The organism is Aeromonas sp. FDAARGOS 1402 (genome assembly GCF_019046925.1).
Classification (GTDB): Bacteria; Pseudomonadota; Gammaproteobacteria; order Enterobacterales; family Aeromonadaceae; genus Aeromonas; species Aeromonas caviae.
Genome location: NZ_CP077201.1, coordinates 2,475,054 through 2,497,409 on the forward strand (window position 1 = coordinate 2,475,054; position 22,356 = coordinate 2,497,409).

At 59.0% G+C, this 22,356-nt stretch carries 22 protein-coding genes and 2 tRNA genes; 19 read left to right on the forward strand and 5 right to left on the reverse strand.

Annotation, left to right across the window (positions count from 1 at the left end):
* Complete coding sequence (locus I6L32_RS11830) at window positions 1-942, forward strand: ABC transporter permease (RefSeq protein WP_029314771.1); 942 nt, start codon at window positions 1-3, stop codon at window positions 940-942.
* Between the two features lie 221 nt (window positions 943-1,163).
* Here the strand turns inward: I6L32_RS11830 and dxs are convergent, their stop codons facing one another.
* The 3 genes from dxs to xseB are packed head-to-tail and all read right to left on the reverse strand — an operon-like array spanning window position 1,164 to window position 4,193.
* Complete coding sequence (gene dxs, locus I6L32_RS11835; protein WP_216943924.1) at window positions 1,164-3,029, reverse strand: 1-deoxy-D-xylulose-5-phosphate synthase; 1,866 nt, start codon at window positions 3,027-3,029, stop codon at window positions 1,164-1,166.
* A 21-nt stretch (window positions 3,030-3,050) separates the two neighbouring features.
* On the reverse strand, window positions 3,051-3,941 hold the full coding sequence (ispA, locus tag I6L32_RS11840) for a (2E,6E)-farnesyl diphosphate synthase (protein ID WP_128296437.1): 891 nt from the start codon (window positions 3,939-3,941) through the stop codon (window positions 3,051-3,053).
* Window positions 3,942-4,193, reverse strand: coding sequence for an exodeoxyribonuclease VII small subunit (gene xseB, locus I6L32_RS11845; protein ID WP_010675381.1), 252 nt, complete (start codon window positions 4,191-4,193; stop codon window positions 3,942-3,944). It abuts the gene before it with no gap.
* A 234-nt stretch (window positions 4,194-4,427) separates the two neighbouring features.
* On the opposite strand from xseB, the gene pomA reads away from it, so the two are divergent.
* From pomA to greA, 3 genes are all read left to right on the forward strand, one after another.
* Window positions 4,428-5,186: a flagellar motor protein PomA gene (gene pomA, locus I6L32_RS11850; RefSeq protein ID WP_029314770.1), complete on the forward strand. Its 759-nt coding sequence runs from the start codon at window positions 4,428-4,430 to the stop codon at window positions 5,184-5,186.
* 10 nt (window positions 5,187-5,196) lie between these two features.
* Window positions 5,197-6,090 (forward strand): flagellar motor protein MotB, encoded by an 894-nt coding sequence (locus tag I6L32_RS11855; protein ID WP_042878323.1) that lies wholly within the window; start codon window positions 5,197-5,199, stop codon window positions 6,088-6,090.
* A gap of 145 nt (window positions 6,091-6,235) precedes the next feature.
* Entirely contained in the window at window positions 6,236-6,712 is a 477-nt protein-coding gene (gene greA / locus I6L32_RS11860) for a transcription elongation factor GreA (RefSeq protein ID WP_010675378.1), read from the forward strand.
* A 47-nt stretch (window positions 6,713-6,759) separates the two neighbouring features.
* Here the strand turns inward: greA and I6L32_RS11865 are convergent, their stop codons facing one another.
* Both I6L32_RS11865 and yhbY read right to left on the reverse strand, forming a co-directional pair.
* Window positions 6,760-7,353: a PilZ domain-containing protein gene (locus I6L32_RS11865; protein ID WP_043153235.1), complete on the reverse strand. Its 594-nt coding sequence runs from the start codon at window positions 7,351-7,353 to the stop codon at window positions 6,760-6,762.
* Between the two features lie 105 nt (window positions 7,354-7,458).
* Window positions 7,459-7,755 carry a ribosome assembly RNA-binding protein YhbY gene (yhbY, locus tag I6L32_RS11870; RefSeq protein ID WP_010675376.1) on the reverse strand — a complete coding sequence of 99 codons (297 nt, stop codon included), beginning with the start codon at window positions 7,753-7,755 and terminating at the stop codon, window positions 7,459-7,461.
* 97 nt (window positions 7,756-7,852) lie between these two features.
* On the opposite strand from yhbY, the gene rlmE reads away from it, so the two are divergent.
* From rlmE to I6L32_RS11945, 15 genes are all read left to right on the forward strand, one after another.
* Window positions 7,853-8,482: a 23S rRNA (uridine(2552)-2'-O)-methyltransferase RlmE gene (rlmE, locus tag I6L32_RS11875; protein WP_010675375.1), complete on the forward strand. Its 630-nt coding sequence runs from the start codon at window positions 7,853-7,855 to the stop codon at window positions 8,480-8,482.
* A 45-nt stretch (window positions 8,483-8,527) separates the two neighbouring features.
* Complete coding sequence (ftsH, locus tag I6L32_RS11880; RefSeq protein ID WP_041212504.1) at window positions 8,528-10,480, forward strand: ATP-dependent zinc metalloprotease FtsH; 1,953 nt, start codon at window positions 8,528-8,530, stop codon at window positions 10,478-10,480.
* Between the two features lie 84 nt (window positions 10,481-10,564).
* Complete coding sequence (gene folP, locus I6L32_RS11885; RefSeq protein ID WP_029314768.1) at window positions 10,565-11,410, forward strand: dihydropteroate synthase; 846 nt, start codon at window positions 10,565-10,567, stop codon at window positions 11,408-11,410.
* Window positions 11,411-11,428: 18 nt separating this feature from the next.
* Window positions 11,429-12,763 carry a phosphoglucosamine mutase gene (glmM, locus tag I6L32_RS11890; RefSeq protein WP_042014473.1) on the forward strand — a complete coding sequence of 445 codons (1,335 nt, stop codon included), beginning with the start codon at window positions 11,429-11,431 and terminating at the stop codon, window positions 12,761-12,763.
* Window positions 12,764-12,894: 131 nt separating this feature from the next.
* Complete coding sequence (tpiA, locus tag I6L32_RS11895) at window positions 12,895-13,659, forward strand: triose-phosphate isomerase (RefSeq protein ID WP_104452435.1); 765 nt, start codon at window positions 12,895-12,897, stop codon at window positions 13,657-13,659.
* On the forward strand, window positions 13,660-13,986 hold the full coding sequence (secG, locus tag I6L32_RS11900; protein WP_042878330.1) for a preprotein translocase subunit SecG: 327 nt from the start codon (window positions 13,660-13,662) through the stop codon (window positions 13,984-13,986).
* A gap of 7 nt (window positions 13,987-13,993) precedes the next feature.
* A tRNA-Leu gene (locus I6L32_RS11905) sits at window positions 13,994-14,078 on the forward strand.
* 91 nt (window positions 14,079-14,169) lie between these two features.
* Window positions 14,170-14,246, forward strand: a tRNA-Met gene (locus I6L32_RS11910).
* Window positions 14,247-14,412: 166 nt separating this feature from the next.
* Window positions 14,413-14,871 carry a ribosome maturation factor RimP gene (gene rimP, locus I6L32_RS11915; protein WP_010675370.1) on the forward strand — a complete coding sequence of 153 codons (459 nt, stop codon included), beginning with the start codon at window positions 14,413-14,415 and terminating at the stop codon, window positions 14,869-14,871.
* Window positions 14,872-14,885: 14 nt separating this feature from the next.
* Window positions 14,886-16,388 (forward strand): transcription termination factor NusA, encoded by a 1,503-nt coding sequence (nusA, locus tag I6L32_RS11920; RefSeq protein ID WP_039040286.1) that lies wholly within the window; start codon window positions 14,886-14,888, stop codon window positions 16,386-16,388.
* Between the two features lie 20 nt (window positions 16,389-16,408).
* Window positions 16,409-19,111: a translation initiation factor IF-2 gene (gene infB / locus I6L32_RS11925; protein WP_216943925.1), complete on the forward strand. Its 2,703-nt coding sequence runs from the start codon at window positions 16,409-16,411 to the stop codon at window positions 19,109-19,111.
* A gap of 55 nt (window positions 19,112-19,166) precedes the next feature.
* Window positions 19,167-19,601: a 30S ribosome-binding factor RbfA gene (gene rbfA, locus I6L32_RS11930; protein ID WP_010675366.1), complete on the forward strand. Its 435-nt coding sequence runs from the start codon at window positions 19,167-19,169 to the stop codon at window positions 19,599-19,601.
* 1 nt (window position 19,602) lies between these two features.
* Window positions 19,603-20,553, forward strand: coding sequence for a tRNA pseudouridine(55) synthase TruB (truB, locus tag I6L32_RS11935; protein ID WP_041215670.1), 951 nt, complete (start codon window positions 19,603-19,605; stop codon window positions 20,551-20,553).
* Between the two features lie 135 nt (window positions 20,554-20,688).
* Complete coding sequence (gene rpsO, locus I6L32_RS11940) at window positions 20,689-20,958, forward strand: 30S ribosomal protein S15 (protein ID WP_010675364.1); 270 nt, start codon at window positions 20,689-20,691, stop codon at window positions 20,956-20,958.
* A gap of 150 nt (window positions 20,959-21,108) precedes the next feature.
* Complete coding sequence (locus I6L32_RS11945; protein ID WP_084865641.1) at window positions 21,109-22,311, forward strand: ISL3-like element ISAeme19 family transposase; 1,203 nt, start codon at window positions 21,109-21,111, stop codon at window positions 22,309-22,311.
* Window positions 22,312-22,356: the final 45 nt, after the last annotated feature.

The following is a 22,356-nucleotide window of genomic DNA, read 5'->3' on the forward strand; positions in this document are numbered from 1 at the left end:
ATGACTAATGCTGTAACTGCAAGCCCAAGCCGTTGGGCACGCTTCAAAAATTCCGACATCGTCTACTACTTCCTGCGGGACAAGGTAGCCATGTTCAGCTTTGCGGTGTTTGTGGTCTTCGTGCTGGCGGCCCTGCTGGCACCCTGGATCGCACCGCACAACGTCTATGACCAGACCAGCTTCGATCTGATGGATGCGGAGCTGCCCCCCTCCTGGCTGGAAGGGGGCGAGGCCCGCTTCTGGCTCGGGACCGACAACCAGGGACGCGACATCTGGAGCACCATCCTCTATGGCGCCCGCATCTCGCTGACCATTGGTCTGTTCGCGGTGGGGCTGCAGCTGGTGCTCGGTATCGTCATCGGTCTGATGGCCGGTTACTTTGGTGGTCGCATCGACAACCTGCTGATGCGCTTTGCCGATGTGCAGCTGTCGTTCTCCACCATGATGGTGGCGATCATCATCTCCGCCATCTTCCAGGCGACCTTTGGCTCCGAGTTCTACTCGAAGTTCGCCATCCTGATGCTGGTGGTGATCATCGGTATCGCCGAGTGGCCCCAGTATGCCCGGACGGTGCGCGCCTCCGTGCTGGCGGAGAAGAAGAAGGAGTATGTGGAAGCGGCTCAGGTGATGGGGTTCCGCGCCCCGCGCATCATGTTCCGCCACATTCTGCCGAACTGCCTGTCACCCATCCTGGTCATCTCCACCGTGCAGGTGGCGAACGCCATCATGAGCGAGGCGGCCCTCTCCTTCCTGGGTCTGGGGATGCCGGTGGATCAACCGTCCCTGGGGTCGCTCATCAGCGTGGGCTTCAACTACATCTTCTCCGGGTCCTGGTGGATCACCGCCTTCCCGGGTCTCTGCCTGGTGGTGCTGGTGCTGGTGATCAACCTGCTGGGTGACTGGCTGCGGGATGTGTTCAACCCGAAGATCTACAAGGGCTGATAAACCTCTCCACGAACTGGCTGCGAGGCCGTGATCAAGGTTCATGTGCTGCTCGCTTATGTGGAATCAAGGAGTGCTCATGTCTGTCTCGGTTCCTGAGCGGCTTGTAATCTTGTTGACGGCCTTCTCGCGACAGTGTGTGAGCAGGTTTGGTCTGGCACAGTGAATAACAAAAAAGGGCGCCATCAGGCGCCCTTTTTTGTTGCTTGCGATAACTCTTGTCAGGCCTGCAGCCAGCTCTCGATGCGGGTCTGAATGCCCACGCTGTCCAGCCCCAGCAGGGCATAGATCTCATCCTGGGTGCCCTGCTCGATGAAGCGGTCCGGCAGGCCGAGGTTGAGCACCGGTTTGCACTGCTTGCAGCCCATCAGCAGCTCGTTCACCGCAGAGCCTGCACCGCCCATGATGGCGTTGTCCTCAAGGGTGACGAACTGATCGTGGGAGGCGGCCAGAGAGAGCACCAGCGCCTCGTCCATGGGTTTGACGAAGCGCATGTCCACCAGGGTGGCATCCAGCGCCTCGGCGGCTGCTCTGGCCTGTTGCAGCAGGGTGCCGAACGCCAGGATGGCGGTCCCCTTGCCCTCGCGAACGACACGTCCCTTGCCGAGGGGCAGGGCCTGCATCTCGCTCTCGGCCTGGATACCGGTGCCGCTGCCACGGGGGTAGCGCACCGCCGCTGGCCCGTTGCACAGATAGCCGGTGTAGAGCATCTGGCGGCACTCGTTCTCGTCGGACGGGGTCATCACCACCATGTTGGGCACGGTGCGCAGGAAGCTGATGTCGAACGCCCCCTGATGGGTCGGGCCGTCGGCCCCCACCAGACCGGCCCGGTCGATGGCGAACAGCACCGGCAGGTTCTGCAGCGCCACATCGTGGATCAGCTGGTCATAGGCCCGCTGCAGGAAGCTCGAATAGATGGCGACCACGGGTTTCTGGTCGGCGATGGCGAGACCGGCGGCGAAGGTGACAGCATGTTGCTCGGCGATGGCCACATCGAAGTAGCGATCCGGATATTGCTGGCTGAATTTCACCAGACCGGAGCCTTCGCGCATGGCGGGGGTGATACCGACCACGCGCTCGTCCTTGGCGGCGATATCGCACAGCCACTGACCGAAGATGGCGGAGAAGGTGGGTTTGCCACCGGCGCTCTTGGGCAGGGCACAGTCATCCGGGTTGAATTTGGGGACGGCGTGATAGCCGATGGGATCTTTTTCCGCCGGCTCGTAGCCCTTGCCCTTTTTGGTCTTGACGTGCAGCAGCTGGGGACCCTTGAGGTTGCGCATGTTGCGCAGGGTTTCGACCAGGGCATGGATGTCGTGACCGTCGATGGGGCCGATGTAGTTGAAGCCGAACTCCTCGAACAGAGTGCCGGGTACCACCATGCCCTTGAGGTGCTCCTCGGCCCGCTTGGCGAGCTCCTTGACCGGCGGCAGACCCGCCAGCACCTTCTTGCCCCCCTCGCGAATGGTGGTGTAGAGCTTGCCGGACATCAGCCTGGCGAGGTGATTGTTCAGGGCCCCCACGTTCTCGGAGATGGACATCTCGTTGTCATTGAGCACCACCAGCATGTCCTTGTGGACGTCGCCGGCGTGATTGAGGGCCTCGAAGGCCATGCCGGCGGTGATGGCGCCATCACCGATGACCGCGACCACCTTGCGGCCAAGCCCTTCGCTCTCGGCCGCCACCGCCATGCCGAGCGCCGCCCCGATGGAGGTGCTGGAGTGGCCCACGCTGAGCACGTCGTACTCGCTCTCTTCCCGCCAGGGGAAGGGGTGCAGGCCATCTTTCTGGCGAATGGTGTGAATGCGTTCCCGTCGTCCGGTCAGGATCTTGTGGGGATAGGCCTGGTGGCCTACGTCCCACACCAGTCGATCGAAGGGGGTGTTGTAGACATAGTGCAGGGCGACCGTCAGCTCGACAGTGCCAAGGCCGGAGGCGAAGTGGCCGCTGGAGCGGCTCACCGAGCGCAGCAGATACTCGCGCAGCTCTTCGCACAGAATGGGCAGCCGCTCTTTGGGCAGGGATCGCAACTCGACCGGCGTATCCGCGAGGGCCAGGTTGGGGAAATCGCTAATATCAACGCTCATATTGTTACTGTTATCCAGCGTTTAGTGGGTTCGCTCGATGATGTAATCGGCAAACGCTTCCAGAATGTCGGTATTGTAGGGCAAGGATTGCAGGGCTGTTAAGGCCTTGTCATGCAGTTCGCGAGCCAGCTCACGGGCAGGGTCGAGACCGAGCAGGGCCGGATAGGTGCTCTTCTCCTGCGCCAGATCCGAGCCTTGCGGCTTGCCCAGGGTGGCAGTATCGCCCGTGATGTCGAGGATGTCGTCCTGCACCTGGAAGGCGAGTCCGATGGCGGCGGCATAGGTTTGCAGGGCGGTGAGGGTGGCGGGTTCCACGTCAGCCTTGCACAGGGCGCCGAGGGTCACGGCGCACTCGATGAGGGCCCCGGTCTTGTGGCGGTGCACCTGCTCCAGCTCTGCGAGGCTGATCCGGCGCCCTTCGGCATCCAGATCCAGTGCCTGACCGCCGCACATGCCGAGATAGCCGGACGCGCGGGCCAGGGCACTCAGCATCCGCACCCGGTTGGCCATCAATGTATCGGGCATGGGGTGGTCGGCCAGAATGGAAAACGCCAGGGTCTGCAGGGCATCGCCCGCCAGGATGGCAGTGCCTTCATCGAAGGCCTTGTGTACGGTGGGTTGGCCACGACGCAGGTCGTCGTCATCCATGGCGGGCAGGTCGTCGTGCAGGAGGGAGTATGCGTGAATGCACTCCACGGCGGCGGCGGGGCCATCCAGCAGTTCGCTCTTGACGCCCAGCATCTCGCCGACGGCATAGACCAGGAAGGGGCGCACCCGTTTCCCACCGAGCAGCAGGCCGTATTTCATCGCGTCCCGCAAACGTGGCGCCATGGCGGGCAGGGCGTCAAGCTGTGCCGAGAGGCAATCGTCGATGCGGCGCCGATGCAGGCGGGAGAAATCGTCCAGGGTCACTCACTCCTCTCCTTGTTCTGCTCGAAAGGGGACCGCTTGCTCGCTGCCATCGGCCTGGGTCAGGAGGATCTGGATCTTCTGCTCGGCCTGTTCCAGCTTCTGCTGGCCGGCGCGCACCAGATGGATGCCCTGTTCGAATTGTTTGAGTGCCTCCTCGAGGGGGAGCGAGCCCTGTTCGAGTTGATGCACTATGGTTTCCAGCTCTTCCAGGGTGGCATCAAAACTCAGACGGTCGATTTTTTTACTGGCCATGTCCATCCTCGGGGATTGAAAAAAACGGCTCATCTTAACATCGACCGGCCACAGGGGGGAGGCAGAAAAACGCGGCGTCCTCAAACTATCCTGACCCTGGCCGATAAGAACGGGCATGCAACCACGCATTGCCGATCGGCGATTGCGGTGTGCCGGACTTGCTGCCGGGGACGCAATAGCAGAAAATTCAACGCAATATAATTAGACGGCACGTTCGGCGACAGGAGTAGGGATGTGGATTTAGGGAGTCTGATAGGCTTAGTGCTGGGGTTCGGGGTCGTAGTGTACGGCATGTTGCTGGGCGGCCCCATGAGCATGTATGTGGACATGCCATCGGTCTACATCACCATACTGGGGTCCGTGTTCATCTGCATGATGAAATTCAACCTCGGCCAGTTTCTAATGGCCTTCAAGGTCGCGGGCAAGGCCTTCATGTACAAGGGGGACAAGCTCGACGATCTCATCACCAAGGCGGTGGAACTGGCGGATGCGGCCCGCAAGGGGGGCTTTCTGGCTCTGGAGGCGGCGGAGATCCCCAATACCTTCATGAAAAAGGGCATCGACATGCTGGTGGACGGCCATGATGCCGACGTGGTGCGTGCGGTGATGGAGAAGGACATCGAACTGACGTCCGAGCGTCACGCCACGGCCATCAAGGTGTTCCGCTCCCTGGGGGATCTCGGTCCGGCCATGGGCATGATCGGTACCCTGGTGGGGTTGGTGGCCATGCTGGCCAACATGAGCGACCCCAAATCCATCGGTCCGGCCATGGCGGTCGCCTTGCTGACGACCCTGTATGGCGCCATCGAGGCCAACATGATTGCCATCCCCATCGCGGACAAGCTGGAACTGCGCAGCGGCGAGGAACAGTTGAGCCGCACCCTGATCCTCGACGCCATCATGGGGATCCAGGATGGACAGAACCCGAGGGTGATCCAGGCCATGTTGCAGAACTACCTGAATCAGTCGAAACGCAACAACGGGACCGAATAGGAGCGCACAGATGGCAAAGTGCAAGTGCCCGCCTCCCGGATTACCCGGTTACATGGGAACCTTCGCGGATCTCATGTCTCTGCTGATGTGCTTCTTCGTGCTCTTGCTCTCCTTTGCCGAGATGGATGTGCAGAAGTTCAAGCAGATCGCCGGTTCCATGGAGAAGGCGTTCGGGGTGCAGAACATCCTGGAGGTCAAGGATATCCCCAAGGGAACCTCCGTCATCGCCCAGGAGTTTCGTCCTGGTCGCCCCGAGCCGACGCCTATTGACACCATCATGCAGCAGACCATCGACATGACCCAGACCGAGCTGGATTTCCAGCCTGGGGATGCGGACAAGGCGGGTGGACATGACAAGACCGAAGGCCAGCAGAGCGGTGGCGATACCGCCCAGGAGGCCCAGAAGGCGCAGGAACAGTCCAACACCCTGGCCAAGGCTCTGGCGGAGCAGATGCAGGCCCAGATCCAGGATGGGGCCATCGAGATAGAGGCGCTGGGTCAGCAGATCATCATTCGCATTCGCGAGAAAGCGGCGTTCCCGGCGGGATCCGCCTTCCTGCAACCCCAGTTCTGGCCGGTGATCCGCAAGGTGGCTGCGCTGCTCAAGGATGTGCCGGGGGAGATCACCGTCTCCGGCCACACCGACAATGTGGCCACCGAGGATGAGTTGTTCCAGTCCAACTGGGAGCTTTCGTCCCAGCGGGCGGTGGCGGTTGCCCACCAGATGATCAAGGTGCCCGGTTTTGACGGCAATCGTCTGGTGGTGCAAGGGATGGCGGATTCCCAGCCGCTGGTGCCCAACAACAGCCCGGAGAATCGGCGCATGAATCGACGTGTCGAGATCGCCATCATGCAGGGCAAACCGACGGTGTCGGCTCCGCTTGGCGTCTCGGAATCCAAGTAACGCTGGCCCAAAGCGGGATCCCGCTCGCAGGGGCTGACATGGATTTTGTGGCGGCTTCATATTAAGATGCCCCATCCGAACCGACAGCTGCGGCTCTCTTTTGATTGCCGCAGCTTCTCTTTATAAAGCAACCCAGGTTTCGACTATGAATCATACTCCGATGACTGTTCGCGGCGCTGAAAAGCTGCGTCAAGAGCTCGATTATCTCAAGACCGAGCTGCGTCCCCAGATTATCGAAGCGATTGCTGATGCCCGTGAACATGGCGATCTGAAAGAAAATGCCGAATACCATGCCGCCCGCGAGCAGCAGGGTTTCTGTGAAGGCCGCATTCAGGAAATCGAAGGCAAGCTCTCCAATGCCCAGATTATCGATGTCACCAAGATTGCCAACAATGGCCGCGTCATCTTCGGCGCAACCGTGACCCTGCTCAAAAGTGAAACGGAAGAGGAAGTGGTCTACCGCATCGTGGGAGACGACGAGGCGGACATCAAGCAGAACATGATCTCCGTGAATTCCCCCATTGCCCGCGCCCTGATCGGCAAGGAAGTGGATGACGTTGCCATCGTCAAGACGCCGGGTGGCGATGTGGAGTACGAGATCCTGGAAGTTGCCTATCTCTGATTGAACGTCGGGGAAAGAGACAGGGGAGCCGGGCTCCCCTGTTGTCTTTAGTCACCCTGATAGGCCTGGACGAAGGCGTCCTGGTGGCGCTGGAAGAGCCAGTCCCGCAATTGTTCCTGATCCTCCTTGCCCAGCCGGAACTGGACGGCCCAGTCATGGTAATGTTGATTGGCATCCACGTGCCTGACGAGGGTGCCTGTCATGGCCAGGGGAGGGAGATCCTCGATGCGAAGGTATCCGCCAAGTGGATCTCCCTTGGCAGAGGAGTCCGGCAAGCCGGCCACGATGAGACCGCCAAGGGAGAGGCTGTATACCTCGTACTCCGCGTCTTCGGTGCAGAGCACGGCCTTTTCGTCGAGTCGCCAGGCGCGCAGATGGGGCGAACCCAGCTCGGTAATGGTCGGCGCGGCGATGCGCAGCTCGGCGTGGCCCTCCTCTGCCTGGGTGCAGTGGAGCGGGAAACGCAATTGGTAGCCGGCGATGCGGGCTTCGAGTGTCAGAGGCTTGGCTCGCTGCAACAGGCTTTGGAGAGGAAGGGGCAGGGTGCCGCGCAGGTATTGGCTGGTGGCAATGTCTTCATCGTTTCCCAGGTCCCGCAGCATGGCCAGTTCTTCATCGGTGAGGAGCTGATGCTTGTCCATAGTGGGTGTCCACGGCTATTCATCGCAGGTTAAGGGCCTGGCAACTATTTTGGCAAGCGACTTGGGAAGAAGGGAAATGAAGGAAAGAGCGAATGCTCTTTCCTGTTACTTGCGTGGCAACTGGATCTTGGGCTCTTTGGCCTGACGGTAGATGGTCAGTACATGGCCCATGCTCTGTACCTTGATGGCGCCGGTCTCGCGAACGATGGCATCCATCACCAGCTGTTTCATCTCACGATCTTCAGACGCAACCTTAACCTTGATCAGCTCGTGGTGGTTCAGGGCCAGATCGATCTCGGCCAGCACCCCTTCGGTCAGACCGTGTTGTCCCAGCAGGACGACCGGCTTCAGACTGTGGGCCAGGCCCTTGAGGTACTGTTTCTGTTTATTGTTGAGAATCATGGCAATTTCTTCATAAGTCAGGGTTGAAAGGGGCGTATTCTACCCCCACTTAGCCCTTAATACTAATAACCCTTGTGGTTTTTTAAAGTCGACAATCATGACCCAGAAAAAACGTTCCCCCAGTTCAACCCGCTGGTTAAAAGAACATTTCGACGACCAATACGTCAAGAAAGCCCAGAAGTTGGGACTGCGCTCTCGCGCCGTTTTCAAGATCGACGAGATCCAGGGCAAAGACCGGCTGCTCAAGCCGGGGATGACGGTAGTGGACCTGGGGGCTGCTCCCGGTGGCTGGTCCCAATTTGCCATCGACCAGGTCGGTGACAAGGGGCGCGTCATTGCGTGTGATATTTTGCCGATGGATTCCATTGCCGGTGTCGATTTCCTGCAAGGGGACTTTCGGGAGGAAACTGTACTCGGCGCCTTGCTGGAGCGAGTCGGCCCCGACAAGGTGGATGTCGTCATGTCCGACATGGCGCCCAACATGAGCGGTACCCAGCAGGTGGATCAAGCCCGTGCCATGTACCTGGTGGAACTGGCGCTGGACATGTGCAATCAGGTCCTAAGCAGTAATGGCAGTTTTGTAGTCAAGGTGTTCCAGGGGGAAGGGTTTGATGCCTATCTCAATGAAATACGTAGACTTTTCTCTGTCGTCAAGATTCGAAAACCAGACTCGTCCCGTGCCCGTTCACGAGAAGTCTACATTGTGGCTACCGGTTTTAAACTGTAGTACCCTAACCCTCATCGTTAACTGTCAGTCTGCGAGGTCATTGATTTGAGTGACATGGCGAAAAACCTAATCCTGTGGCTGGTCATCGCCGTCGTGCTGATGTCGGTGTTCAATAGCTTCAGCCCCAGCGATACCACCAGTCGCCAGCTGGACTATTCCAGCTTCGTGAAAGAAGTGACCCAGGAGCAGATCCGTGAAGTGCGGATGGATGGCAAGGTCATCAATGGCGTCAAGCGCACCGGTGAACGTTTCACCACCATCATTCCTGCGCCGGATCCCCAACTGCTCAACGACATGCTCAACCATAACGTCAAAGTGATGGGTGAGAAGCCGGAAGAACCGTCCCTGATCACGTCCATCTTCATCTCCTGGTTCCCGATGCTGTTGCTGATCGGTGTCTGGGTCTTCTTCATGCGTCAGATGCAGGGCGGCGGCGGCAAGGGTGCCATGTCGTTCGGCAAGAGCAAGGCTCGCCTGATGAGCGAAGATCAGATCAAGACTACCTTCGCCGACGTAGCCGGTTGTGACGAGGCAAAGGAAGAGGTCAAGGAGCTGGTCGACTATCTGCGTGACCCGACCAAATTCCAGAAGCTGGGTGGCAAGATCCCGACTGGCGTCCTGTTGGTAGGTCCTCCCGGTACCGGTAAGACCCTGCTGGCCAAAGCCATTGCAGGCGAGGCCAAGGTGCCCTTCTTCACCATTTCAGGTTCGGACTTCGTGGAAATGTTCGTGGGTGTCGGTGCCTCCCGGGTGCGTGACATGTTCGAACAGGCCAAGAAATCCTCCCCCTGCATCATCTTCATTGATGAGATCGATGCGGTCGGTCGCCAGCGTGGCGCCGGTCTGGGTGGTGGTCACGACGAACGTGAGCAGACCCTGAACCAGATGCTGGTTGAAATGGATGGTTTCGAAGGCAATGAAGGCATCATCGTCATTGCCGCCACCAACCGTCCCGACGTACTGGACCCTGCGCTGCTGCGTCCGGGTCGTTTCGACCGCCAGGTCGTGGTCGGCTTGCCGGATGTTCGCGGTCGTGAGCAGATCCTGAAGGTACACATGCGCAAGGTGCCGCTGGCGGATGATGTCAATCCGGCGCTGATTGCCCGTGGTACCCCTGGTTTCTCCGGTGCCGATCTGGCCAACCTGGTGAACGAGGCTGCCCTCTTCTCTGCTCGCGAGAGCCGCCGAGTGGTCTCCATGCTGGAGTTCGAAAAGGCGAAGGACAAGATCATGATGGGGGCAGAACGTCGCTCCATGGTGATGAAAGAGTCCGAGAAGGAGATGACGGCCTATCACGAAGCGGGTCACGCCATCATTGGTCGCGTGGTGCCGGATCATGATCCTGTCTACAAGGTCTCCATCATTCCGCGCGGCCGTGCGCTGGGTGTGACCATGTACCTGCCGGAGCAGGACCGCTGGAGCCACTCCAAGCAGCATCTGGAGTCCATGATCTCCAGCCTGTATGGCGGTCGTCTGGCGGAAGAGTTGATCTACGGTGCCGAGAAGGTATCGACCGGTGCATCCAACGACATCGAACGTGCCACCGACATCGCTCGCAAGATGGTCACCCAGTGGGGCATGTCCGAGCGTCTCGGCCCCATGCTTTACGCAGAAGAGGATGGTGAAGTCTTCCTCGGCCGCAGCATGGCCAAGGCCAAGCACATGTCTGACGATACCGCCCGCATCATCGATGCAGAGGTCAAGCAGGTCATCGATCGCAACTACGATCGTGCCAAGCAGATCCTGCTGGACAACATGGATGTGCTGCACACCATGAAAGATGCATTGATGAAGTACGAGACCATCGATGCCAAGCAGATCGATGATCTGATGGCGCGTCGCGAGGTCCGTGCTCCCAGCAACTGGCATGATGAGCATGGTGACACCCCGCAAGGTGGTGCCAGCGTGAACAACGGGCCGGAGGCCAAGGCGCCGGCTGAAGAGGGCAGTGCACCTCTGAGTGACATCGACAAGGCGAACGATGTCCCGGCCAAATAAGTTGCCATGATACAAACCCCGGGCTTGCCCGGGGTTTTTCTTTGCACGAAGAGTTTGCCGCTCTTGTTGGAGGTAGTTGAAGCAATGCAGTTAATCAGCAAGGGACGTCCCCTTTCTCTCGACCGTCCCCATGTCATGGGCATTCTCAATGTGACGCCGGACTCCTTTTCAGATGGTGGCCGCTTCAAGCAGATCGATCTGGCGTTGGGTCATGCCCGCGACATGGTGGCCGATGGGGCCACCCTTATCGATATAGGTGGCGAGTCGACCCGCCCGGGCGCCCCCGACGTGAGCGAGCAGGAGGAGCTGGACAGGGTCATCCCCGTGGTGGAGCGCATGGTCGCCGAGCTGGATGTGATGATCTCCCTCGATACCTCCAAGGCGATTGTCATGCGGGAGGGTTGTGCTGCAGGTGGTCACCTCATCAATGATGTCCGCGCCCTGCAAGAGCCGGGAGCGCTGGGCGCGGCGGCCGAGGCTGGCGTACCGGTATGCCTCATGCACATGCAGGGGCAGCCCCGTACCATGCAGGTGGAGCCGCACTATGACGATTTGCTGGGGGAGGTGAGAGCCTTCTTTGACGAGCGGATTGCCGCTTGTCTGGGGGCCGGTATCCCGCGTGAGCATCTGGTACTGGATCCAGGCTATGGCTTTGGCAAGACGCTGGCGCACAACTATCAGCTGCTGGCACAGCAGGCGTCACTGCTCGATTACCAACTTCCGCTCTTGGTGGGCATGTCACGAAAGTCTATGATAGGCAACCTGCTTGACCGCCCGGTAGCCGAGCGGTTGGCTGGTAGTCTGGCCTGTGCCCTGATCGGGTTGCAACATGGCGCCAGGATCATCCGGGTGCACGACGTGCGGGCCACCATGGATGTCTTGCGTACAGGCTGGATGACCATGACGGGACAAGATTTCATATCCAAATAGAAAAACGAGAAACAGACAATGACCAGAAAGTACTTCGGCACCGACGGCGTGCGCGGCAAGGTGGGTGAATACCCGATCACCCCGGATTTCGTCATGAAACTGGGCTGGGCCGCCGGCAAGGTGCTCTCCAAGAAAGGGACCAAGAAGGTGCTGATCGGCAAGGATACCCGTATCTCCGGTTATATGCTGGAGTCGGCACTGGAGGCGGGGCTCTCCGCCGCCGGTCTCAAAGCCATACTGATGGGACCCATGCCCACCCCGGCGGTTGCCTACCTGACTCGCACCTTCCGTGCCGAAGCCGGCATCGTCATCAGTGCATCCCACAACCCCTATTACGACAACGGCATCAAGTTCTTCTCCGCCGACGGCACCAAGCTGCCCGATGATGTCGAGCTGGCCATCGAAGCCGAGCTCGACAACGAACTCAAGTGCGTGGAGTCCGCGGAGCTTGGCAAGGCGCAGCGCATCGATGATGCGGCTGGTCGCTACATCGAATTCTGCAAGAGCACCTTCCCCTCCAATCTGAGCCTGGAAGGGCTGAAAATGGTGGTGGATTGCGGTCATGGTGCCACCTACCACATCGCCCCTTCCGTCTTCCGCGAACTGGGTGCCGAAGTCATCGCCATCGGCTGCAGCCCGGATGGGCTCAACATCAATGACGGCGTCGGTTCCACCGCACCGGAGGCGCTGGCCGCCAAGGTCCAGGAATGCAAAGCCGATCTCGGCGTTGCCTTCGACGGTGACGGCGACCGTCTGGTGATGGTGGACAGCACAGGTTACATCATCGACGGAGATGAGATCCTCTACATCATCGCCCGGGATGCCCTGCGCCATGGCCGTCTCAAGGGCGGTGTGGTGGGCACCCTGATGGCCAACATGGGGCTGGAGCTGGCGCTTCAGACCCTGGGCATCCCCTTTGCCCGTGCCAAGGTAGGTGACCGCTACGTGCTTGAAATGATGAACGAGAAGGGCTGGCGCATCGGGGGCGAAAACTCCGGTCACATCATCTGCCTGGATCAGACCACCACGGGGGATGGTATCGTCGCCGCCCTGCAGGTGCTGACGGCCATGCGCAGTGCCGAGATGCCGCTGGCCAAATTGCGTTCGGGCATGAGTAAGTTCCCGCAAGTGCTGGTCAATGTGCGCTTCGCCGAAGGCAAGGATCCGCTGACCTCCAGTGCCGTTCAGCAGGAAGTGGCGGCAGTGGAGCTGGAACTGGCCGGCCGTGGCCGGGTGCTGTTGCGCAAATCCGGCACCGAGCCCCTGATCCGGGTCATGGTCGAAGGTGAACACGAACAGCAGGTGCGCGATATGGCAGAGCGCATCGCCAAACAGGTCGAATCGGCGTTTTAATGAACAACCAAGGCGGCTTTTTAGTCGCCTTGGTTGTATCTTGTTCAAACGATTCGAAAATTTGAAAATAGCACTTGTCAGCTGAGCATCCTCTGGATATTATCAGCCCCGCTTTCGCAAGGGAGTTGCCGATGGGACATCGCAAGCCGTTTGTAGCAGCCAACTGGAAGTTACACGGTAGTAGGTCGCAGTTAGAGCAGTTTACGAGTCAGTGCACAGAACGCATTGATGAAGACGTAGATGTGGTCTTGTGTCCATCCCATGTGCATCTCGGTTTCACGGCCGAACTGCTCGGTGAGCAGGGAAGAGTGAAGCTGGGGGCTCAGAACGTGAGTCAGCACAGACAGGGCGCTTATACGGGTGAAATCTCGTGTGAGATGCTGGTCGAGGCAGGTTGCCGATATGTACTTGTTGGCCACTCCGAGCGCAGGCGTCTCTTTGGTGAGACCAGTTTTATCGTCGCAGAGAAGTTTGCGGCAGTCAGAGCAGCAGGTCTGATACCCATACTTTGTCTGGGTGAGTCAGGCGCGGCGAGGCAGGCAAGAAGAACCTTTGAGGTGATTGCCGAGGAACTGGACATCGTCATAGAGAAAAATGGCGCGATGGCTTTCGATAATGCTATCATCGCCTACGAGCCAATCTGGGCTGTAGGTACAGGTAAATGCGCCACACCCGAGCAGGCACAAGAGGTTCATTCCTTTATTCGCAGTCGCTTGGCGGAGGATACTCCGGTAATAGGTGAGAAAGTCAGAATCATCTATGGTGGGAGCGTGACACCGGCCAATGCACAAGATTTGTTTGCGCAGCCCGATATTGATGGCGGTCTGATAGGCAGGGCAAGTCTTGATGGCGAGGCGTTTTTAGGAATAGTTGAAGCGGCAAAGGGTGCAAGTTAAATGTACGAGATTCTTTTGGTCGTTTATCTGCTGGTATCGCTGGCTCTGATTGGTCTGGTGATGATTCAGCAAGGTAAAGGGGCTGATATGGGCGCCTCCTTCGGCGCAGGGGCATCGAACACAGTGTTCGGCTCCGGTGGTTCGGGCAGCTTCCTGACCCGCACAACAGCGATTTTGGCTACTCTGTTTTTCTTGATTAGTCTGGTTCTGGGTTCCATGTCCAGCAACAAGGTCAAGCAGGGTAGTGAATGGGAAAATCTGCAACAGACTCAACAAGTTGAGCAGAGCAAATCGCCAGTGAAGAAAGATACTGACGTTCCCGAATAAGAGTTTTGCCGTGGTGGTGGAATTGGTAGACACGCTATCTTGAGGGGGTAGTGCTCTAGGGTGTGCGGGTTCGAGTCCCGCCCACGGCACCAATTAAGCAGTGAACCCGGGTAACCGGGATGTTATAGCCACTGAGTATTGTCTCACGAGAGTGAAGTGGCTATAATCTCGCACGATTTCGGACGCGGGGTGGAGCAGCATGGTAGCTCGTCGGGCTCATAACCCGAAGGTCGTCGGTTCAAATCCGGCCCCCGCAACCAAATTTCACGCATTTCCTACGCTCAGGAAGGCGGTCGCTGCGAGGCGACAATCAGGGTAAAGCGCCAAGCCCCGATTTGACATCGGGGCTTTTTGTTATGTGCAATTTACTCTGAATCTATTTCTATCTGGGCTATATGCCCTTTTTTCGTTTTTCGGAGGGTGACTTTGGCTACATTGGAACAACGTTTGACCGATCTGCTCGAGGCTCCGGTCGTTGCCTTGGGTTTTGAACTGTGGGGTATCGAGTTTATCCGTGCGGGTAAGCACTCGACCTTGCGCGTTTTCATCGACTCGGAGCAAGGCGTGACGGTGGAAGACTGTGCCGAGGTGAGCCGCCAGGTCGGCGCCATCATGGATGTCGAAGATCCCATCACCGAGGAGTACTACCTTGAGGTGTCTTCCCCGGGTCTGGATCGTCCACTGTTCAAGGTCGCCCAGTTCGAAAAATACGTTGGCCAGGAGGCGGCGGTAACGCTTCGGATGGCAACAAACAACCGCCGCAAATTCAAAGGCGTAATCAAAGCCGTGCAGGGGGACATGATCACTCTGACGGTAGATGGTAAGGACGAGGTGTTGGCTTTCACCAATATCCAAAAAGCGAACATAGTGCCGAACTTTGGTTAACGAGGCTATCGGATATGAATAAAGAGATTTTGCTGGTCGTTGACGCTGTGTCCAACGAGAAGGCTGTCCCCCGCGAGAAGATTTTCCAGGCTCTGGAGACTGCGCTGGCGACTGCGACCAAGAAAAAATACGAAGGCGAGATTGAAGTGCGTGTCGAGATCGATCGCAAGACCGGTGACTATGACACCTATCGTCGTTGGGTCGTGGTGGCCGATCAGGCTTCCATGGAGAACCCGTACGGGGAAATCACTCTCGAAGCCGCTCAGATCGAGCAGCCGGATATCCAGATCGGCGACTATGTTGAAGACCAGATTGACTCTGTGACCTTCGACCGTATCACCACCCAGACCGCCAAGCAGGTCATCGTGCAGAAAGTGCGCGAGGCAGAGCGTTCCCAAGTCGTTGACCAGTTCAAGGACAAGGAAGGCACCATCATCAGCGGCGTGGTCAAGAAGAGCAACCGCGACAACGTGATCCTGGATCTGGGCAGCAATGCCGAAGCCGTGATCTTCCGTGACGACATGCTGCCCCGTGAGACCTTCCGTCCCGGCGACCGTATCCGTGGCCTGCTCTACGCCGTGCGTCCGGAAGCCCGTGGTTCCCAGCTGTTCGTCAGCCGCTCCAGCCCGGACTTCCTGAAAGAGCTGTTCCGCATCGAAGTGCCGGAAATCGGCGAAGAGATGATCGAAATCATGGGCGCCGCCCGTGATCCGGGTTCCCGCGCCAAGATCGCGGTCAAGACCAACGATCGTCGTATCGACCCGATCGGTGCCTGTATCGGCATGCGTGGTGCCCGCGTTCAGGCCGTCTCCGCCGAGCTGAGCGGTGAGCGTGCCGACATCGTGCTGTACGATGACAACCCGGCCCAATACGTGATCAACGCCATGGCGCCAGCCGATGTGGCTTCCATCATCGTTGATGAAGACAACCACACCATGGACATCGCCGTGGAAGCCGCCAACCTGGCCCAGGCCATCGGCCGCAACGGTCAGAACGTGCGTCTGGCCTCCCAGCTGACCGGTTGGGAACTGAACGTGATGACCGTCGAGGACATGCGTGCCAAGCACCAGGCCGAGAACGACCGCATCCTGACGCTGTTCACCAGCACCCTCGATATCGACGACGATTTCGCCGGCCTGCTGATGGAAGAGGGCTTCTCCACTCTGGAAGAGATTGCCTTCGTCCCGGTCAACGAGCTGCTGGCCATCGACGGTCTGGATGAAGACATGGTCGAAGAGCTGCGCAAGCGTGCCAAGGATGCCCTGACCACCAAGGCCCTGGCCAAAGAAGAATCCTTTGAAGGCGTCGAGCCTTCCGAAGAACTGCTCAATCTCTCCGGCCTCGGCCGTGAAATGGCCTATGCCCTGGCCGCTCGCGGTGTCGGCACCCTGGAAGATTTGGCAGAGCAAGGTATCGATGACCTTGCCGACATCGAAGAGTTGACCGCCGAGAAGGCTGGTGAGCTCATTATGGCTGCTCGCAATATCTGTTGGTTCGGAGAAGAGCAGTCTGAATAAGGTCAAACGGAGGAAAATGAATGGCAGAAGTATCAGTTAAGCAACTTGCCACTGACATCGACACGCCGGTTGATCGTCTTCTCCAGCAGTTTGTCGATGCCGGCATCGTGAAGAGCAAGGCCGACGACATGGTCAGCGAGTCTGAGAAACAGACTCTGCTGGCACATCTGAAGAAACAGCATGGAGGTGACGAGGTCACCGCACCTGCTCGCATGACCTTGCAGCGCAAGACCAAGAGCACTCTGAGTGTTCAGGGGACTGGTGGCAAGAACAAGGAAGTGCAGGTAGAAGTGCGCAAGTCTCGCACCTATGTAAGACGCTCGGCGCTGGAAGATGAACAGCGCCAGGCGGAAGCCGAGGAAACAGCGCGTTTGGAAGCAGAAGAAAAAGCTCGTCGCGAGGCCGAAGAGAAGGCCCGCCTCGACGCTGAAGAGAAGGCTCGCCGTGAGGCTGAGCAGGCTCGTCGTGAAGCTGAGGAAAAGGCGCAGATCGAGGCACAACAGAAGGCTCGACAGGCTCAACAGCCCGCCAAAGCAGCCGGTAGCACAGCTCAGCAAGAGGCAGAAAAGATGGCCAAGCGCGAAGCAGAAGAACTGAAGCGCCAACAGGAACAGACAGCTTTGCAAAAAGCTGAAGAACTCGCCGCGAAGAAAGCCGAAGAGGCTCGCATCATGGCGGAACAGAATGCGGCCCGCTGGGCTGAAGAAGAAGCGGCTCGCGCCAAAGAGAGCAGCGATTACCATCTGACCACCAACAAGCACGCGCAAGCGGCCGAAGATGAGTTGGATCGTAAGGAAGAGACCAGCCGTCGCACGGCTGCCGCTGCCAAGGCGCCGAAGAAAGTCGGCCGTCGCGAAGACGACCGCAATGACCGCAACTCCCGCGATCCCCGTGCCCGCAAAGGCAAGCGTGGCAAGATGGCCATGCCGAACGCCATGAAACACGGCTTCAACAAGCCGGCTGCCGTGGTCAACCGTGACGTCGTCATCGGCGAGACCATCACAGTGGCGGAGCTCGCCAACAAGATGGCCGTCAAGGGCGTTGAAGTCATCAAGGTGATGATGAAGATGGGTGCCATGGCCACCATCAACCAGGTGATCGACCAGGAGACCGCTCAGCTGGTCGCCGAGGAGATGGGTCACAAGGTAGTGCTGCGCCGTGAGAACGAGCTGGAAGAGGCGGTACTTAGCGATCGTGACGAGACCTCCGAAGCCAAGCCGCGTGCGCCGGTCGTGACCATCATGGGTCACGTCGACCACGGCAAGACCTCGCTGCTGGACTACATCCGTAAAGCCAAGGTCGCGGCGGGCGAAGCCGGTGGCATTACCCAGCACATCGGTGCGTACCACGTCCAGACCGACAGCGGGATGATCACCTTCCTGGATACCCCGGGTCACGCGGCGTTTACCTCCATGCGTGCTCGTGGTGCCAAGGCGACCGACATCGTTGTTCTGGTTGTTGCAGCTGACGACGGCGTGATGCCGCAAACCATCGAAGCTATCCAGCACGCCAAGGCGGCCGGTGTGCCGCTGGTTGTTGCGGTGAACAAGATCGACAAGCCTGAAGCGGATCCGGATCGCGTCAAGACCGAGCTGGCCCGTTACAACGTCATGTCCGAAGACTGGGGTGGCGATTGCCAGTTCGTGCACGTCTCCGCCAAGTCTGGCGAAGGCATCGACGACCTGCTGGAAGCCATCCTGATCCAGGCCGAAGTCCTGGAGCTGAAAGCGGTGGTTGACGGCATGGCCAACGGCGTCGTGATCGAATCCTTCCTGGATAAAGGTCGTGGTCCGGTTGCCACCGTGCTGGTACAGGAAGGTACTCTGCGTCAGGGCGACATCGTTCTGTGCGGTCTCGAATACGGCCGGGTGCGCGCCATGCGTGACGAACTGGGTCGCGAGATCAAGGAAGCGGGTCCGTCCCTGCCGGTGGAAATCCTCGGCCTGTCCGGTGTTCCCTCTGCCGGTGACGAAGCCACGGTCGTGCGTGACGAGAAGAAAGCCCGTGAAGTGGCGCTCTACCGTCAGGGCAAGTTCCGCGAAGTCAAGCTGGCCCGCCAGCAGAAGGCCAAGCTGGAAAACATGTTTGCCAACATGACCGAGGGCGAAGTGTCCGAAGTGAACGTGGTGATCAAGGCCGATGTACAAGGCTCTGTGGAAGCGATCTGCGATGCCCTGGTCAAACTCTCCACCGACGAAGTGAAGGTGAAGATCGTGGGTTCCGGCGTAGGTGGCATCACCGAAACCGACGCGACCCTGGCCGCGGCTTCCAGCGCCATCCTGGTGGGCTTCAACGTCCGTGCCGACGCTTCTGCGCGCAAGGTCATCGAATCCGAGAGCCTGGATCTGCGTTACTACTCCGTCATCTATGACCTGATCGACGAAGTGAAGCAGGCCATGAGCGGCAAGCTGGCTCCTGAGTATCGTCAGGAGATCATCGGTCTGGCTGAAGTGCGTAGCGTCTTCAAGTCGCCGAAGTTCGGCGCCGTTGCCGGCTGTATGGTCACCGAAGGTGTGGTCAAGCGTTCCAACCGCATTCGCGTTCTGCGTGACAACGTGGTTATCTATGAAGGCGAGCTGGAATCCCTGCGCCGCTTCAAGGATGACGTCAACGAAGTTCGCAACGGCTACGAGTGTGGTATCGCGGTCAAGAACTACAACGACGTGCGCGAAGGCGACCAGATCGAGGTGTACGAGACCGTTGAAATCCAGCGGACTCTGTAAGCCGAGCGTTAGACAAAATAGGGGGCCGCGGCCCCCTTTTATCGCAGGATAGAATATGGCCAGAGAATTCAGCCGGACCCGTCGGGTCGGGCAGCAGATCCAGCGTGAAATCGCGCTGATCCTGCAGCGCGAGGTGAAAGACCCGCGCATCGGCATGGTGACCGTCTCCGACGTGGAGGTCTCCAAGGACCTCAACTATGCCAAGGTTTATGTCACCTTCTTGCAACTGGAGAATGACGCCGAGCGCATCAAGGAAGGGCTCAAGGGCCTGACCGAGGCTGCCGGTTACATCCGCAGCCTGCTGGGCAGCGCCATGCGTCTGCGGGTGGTGCCCGAGCTGCGTTTCTACTACGACCAGACCCTGGTCGAGGGGATGCGCCTCTCCAACCTGGTGACCAACACTGTGCGTGAAGACAAGCGTCGCATGACTGAAGCCGGTCGTGACGAAGAGCAATCCGCACCGGATGACACGACTGAGGATAACGCCTGAGATGTCTCGTAGACGTCGTTTCAAAGGCCGTGACGTACACGGCATCCTGCTGCTGGACAAACCGACCGGCCTGACTTCCAACGATGTGTTGCAGAAGGTCAAGCGGATCTACAACGCCGCCAAGGCTGGTCATACCGGCGCCCTGGACCCCCTGGCCACCGGCATGTTGCCGATCTGCCTCGGGGAGGCCACCAAGTTCTCCCAGTATCTGCTGGAAGCGGACAAGCGCTATGAGGTGACCGCCAAGCTGGGCGAGCGCACCAATACCAGCGACTCCGACGGCGAGGTGGTCTCCACCCGTCCGGTGAACGTGGCCGTGGGTACCCTGATCGAGGCGCTGGACCAGTTCCGCGGCCCCATCATGCAGGTGCCGTCCATGTACTCCGCCCTCAAGCACAACGGCCGCCCGCTCTACGAATATGCCCGTGAAGGGATCGAGATCGAGCGGGAAGCCCGTCCCATCACCATCTTCGAACTCAAACTGCTCGGCTTCGAGGGGAACGAGGTGAAGCTGGAAGTGCATTGCAGCAAGGGTACCTATATCCGCTCCCTGGTGGACGATCTGGGGGAAGTGCTGGGCTGTGGCGCTCACGTCACCCAGCTGCGTCGCACCCAGGTGGCGAGCTACCCCTACGAGCGGATGCTGACCCTGGAGCAGCTCGAGTGTATCTTCGAGCAGGCCAAGGCCGAAAGCATTCCGCCACGGGAGCAGCTGGATCCCCTGCTGCTGCCGATGGACACCGCCGTGGCCTCTCTGCCCGAGGTGAACATGCTGGTCGCCGTGGCCGCCTATGTGAACCAGGGTCAGGCCGTGCAGGTGGCAGGTAGCCCCCAAAGCGGCCAGGTCCGCATGACGGTTGGCCCGGAGCGCGAATTCATCGGGGTTGGCGAGATCGATGACGAGGGGCGCGTGGCGCCCAAGCGTCTGGTTCGCTACCACGACGAGGAGTGATCCTCAGGCGGTATCGGTCTGTCACGCGTCTTTCCCGTTGCGAAAAGGGGCGGGGACGATTATGATACCGCCCTCATTTCACGGCTGAATTAGAGATTGGCTGTGAACCTTTAAACACTCTACTGGAGTAATACCATGTCTCTAAATGCTGAGATCAAAGCTCAAATCGTTGCCGACAACGCTCGTGGCGCCAACGACACCGGTTCCCCCGAAGTGCAAGTTGCCCTGCTGACTGCCCAGATCAACCATCTGCAAGGTCACTTCAAGGAGCACGCCAAGGATCACCACGGTCGTCGCGGTCTGCTGCGCATGGTTTCCCAGCGTCGTAAGCTGCTGGACTACCTGAAGCGTAAAGACGTTCAGCGTTACGCTGCTCTGATCGCCAAGCTGGGTCTGCGTCGTTAATCGACCATCAGATTTCGCAAAAAAGGGGAACCGCGAGGTTCCCCTTTTTTATGGTTCTTCGCGGGATCTTGGGGAAGTGGAAGTTGACAGACAGGGTGCTGGTAAACTGGCTGTCTCCAAACACACCACCACCATCACCCTGCTGTCGCCGTGCATCATATTGATATTGCCTCCTTCTGGCCAGGTTATACCGTCATCGCCCAAGCGCTTTCTGCCAACCATCACACCCTGTTTACCCTTGAGCCTCGCGCCGACCTGTTGCCCCGTTGTCGCCGATGCCTGCAACCCACGCCATTGATCCACGACCAACGTATCCGCCGGGTGCGTGAGCGAGACCTATTTGACCGACAAGTCTGGTTACAACTGCCTGTTCGCCGCGTCGACTGTCTGCGCTGTGGTCGCGTCAGTGAACATATCGACTGGCTCCCCTCTGGCTCCCGCCTCACCCGGCGCATGCAGTGCTGGATTGAAGCGCTCGTTCAGTACCTCCCCATCCGCCATGTCAGCCAGCTCACCGGGGTCGGTTGGCACACCATCAAGGAGATCGACAAGCGCCGTTTGCAGACCAGTGTGGGCACCATCGAACTTGGGGAGGTGCGGCGGCTGGTGATGGATGAGTTTGCCCTGCACAAGGGACACCGCTATGCCACCGTGATCATGGATGCCGAGCGAACCCGCGTCCTGTGGGTGGGGCACGGCAACAGCCGGGCCGCTATCCGTCCCTTCTTCGAGCAGCTCGGCGAGCGATGCCAGCAGATTGAGGCGGTGGCGATGGACATGAACACGGCGTTCGACCTGGAGGTGAAGCAACACTGCCCGCAGGCGGAGGTGGTCTACGACCTGTTCCACGTGGTGGCTCGCTATGGCCGAGAGGTGGTGGACCGGGTGCGAGTGGAGCAGGCGAATGCACTGAAAAGCGATAAACCGGCGCGAAAAGTGGTCAAAAGTGCGCGTTGGTTGCTGCTACGTAATCGGGCGAAGCTGAGTGAAAAACAGGATGTGAAGTTGCAGGAGCTGTTGGCGGCGAATCAACCGCTGGCGATGGTGTACGTGCTGAAAGAGGCGTTGAAGGGCATCTGGTATGCGCCGAGCGTGTGGGAAGGATGGCGACGATGGCGGAGCTGGATGCGGCAGGTGAAGGAAAGCGGGCTAGCGCCGCTGCAACGATTTGGTCGAAATTTATCGAAATATATGCGGGGGATCCTGGCGAGTGCAAACTACCCGATGCACACGAGTGTGCTGGAAGGGGTGAACAACAAGATCAAAGTGATAAAGCGTATGGCATATGGATTTAGGGACTCAGAATACTTTTTTCTGAAAATCAAGGCGGCCTTCCCCGGAAAGCCGCGATGAACCTTTTTTATTGCCCGTTTCAAACAGGATGCAGGCCGTTGCCTG

Excerpts from the sequence above, each read along its gene's own strand:
- greA (WP_010675378.1), top strand. The coding sequence starts at position 6,236 with ATGAATCATACTCCGATGACTGTTCGCGGCGCTGAAAAGCTGCGTCAA.
- I6L32_RS11865 (WP_043153235.1), bottom strand. The coding sequence starts at position 7,353 with ATGGACAAGCATCAGCTCCTCACCGATGAAGAACTGGCCATGCTGCGG.
- rlmE (WP_010675375.1), top strand. The coding sequence starts at position 7,853 with ATGACCCAGAAAAAACGTTCCCCCAGTTCAACCCGCTGGTTAAAAGAA.
- dxs (WP_216943924.1), bottom strand. The coding sequence starts at position 3,029 with ATGAGCGTTGATATTAGCGATTTCCCCAACCTGGCCCTCGCGGATACG.
- yhbY (WP_010675376.1), bottom strand. The coding sequence starts at position 7,755 with ATGATTCTCAACAATAAACAGAAACAGTACCTCAAGGGCCTGGCCCAC.
- I6L32_RS11830 (WP_029314771.1), top strand. The coding sequence starts at position 1 with ATGACTAATGCTGTAACTGCAAGCCCAAGCCGTTGGGCACGCTTCAAA.
- folP (WP_029314768.1), top strand. The coding sequence starts at position 10,565 with ATGCAGTTAATCAGCAAGGGACGTCCCCTTTCTCTCGACCGTCCCCAT.
- rpsO (WP_010675364.1), top strand. The coding sequence starts at position 20,689 with ATGTCTCTAAATGCTGAGATCAAAGCTCAAATCGTTGCCGACAACGCT.
- secG (WP_042878330.1), top strand. The coding sequence starts at position 13,660 with ATGTACGAGATTCTTTTGGTCGTTTATCTGCTGGTATCGCTGGCTCTG.
- rbfA (WP_010675366.1), top strand. The coding sequence starts at position 19,167 with ATGGCCAGAGAATTCAGCCGGACCCGTCGGGTCGGGCAGCAGATCCAG.
- glmM (WP_042014473.1), top strand. The coding sequence starts at position 11,429 with ATGACCAGAAAGTACTTCGGCACCGACGGCGTGCGCGGCAAGGTGGGT.
- xseB (WP_010675381.1), bottom strand. The coding sequence starts at position 4,193 with ATGGCCAGTAAAAAAATCGACCGTCTGAGTTTTGATGCCACCCTGGAA.
- nusA (WP_039040286.1), top strand. The coding sequence starts at position 14,886 with ATGAATAAAGAGATTTTGCTGGTCGTTGACGCTGTGTCCAACGAGAAG.
- I6L32_RS11855 (WP_042878323.1), top strand. The coding sequence starts at position 5,197 with ATGGCAAAGTGCAAGTGCCCGCCTCCCGGATTACCCGGTTACATGGGA.
- truB (WP_041215670.1), top strand. The coding sequence starts at position 19,603 with ATGTCTCGTAGACGTCGTTTCAAAGGCCGTGACGTACACGGCATCCTG.
- tpiA (WP_104452435.1), top strand. The coding sequence starts at position 12,895 with ATGGGACATCGCAAGCCGTTTGTAGCAGCCAACTGGAAGTTACACGGT.
- infB (WP_216943925.1), top strand. The coding sequence starts at position 16,409 with ATGGCAGAAGTATCAGTTAAGCAACTTGCCACTGACATCGACACGCCG.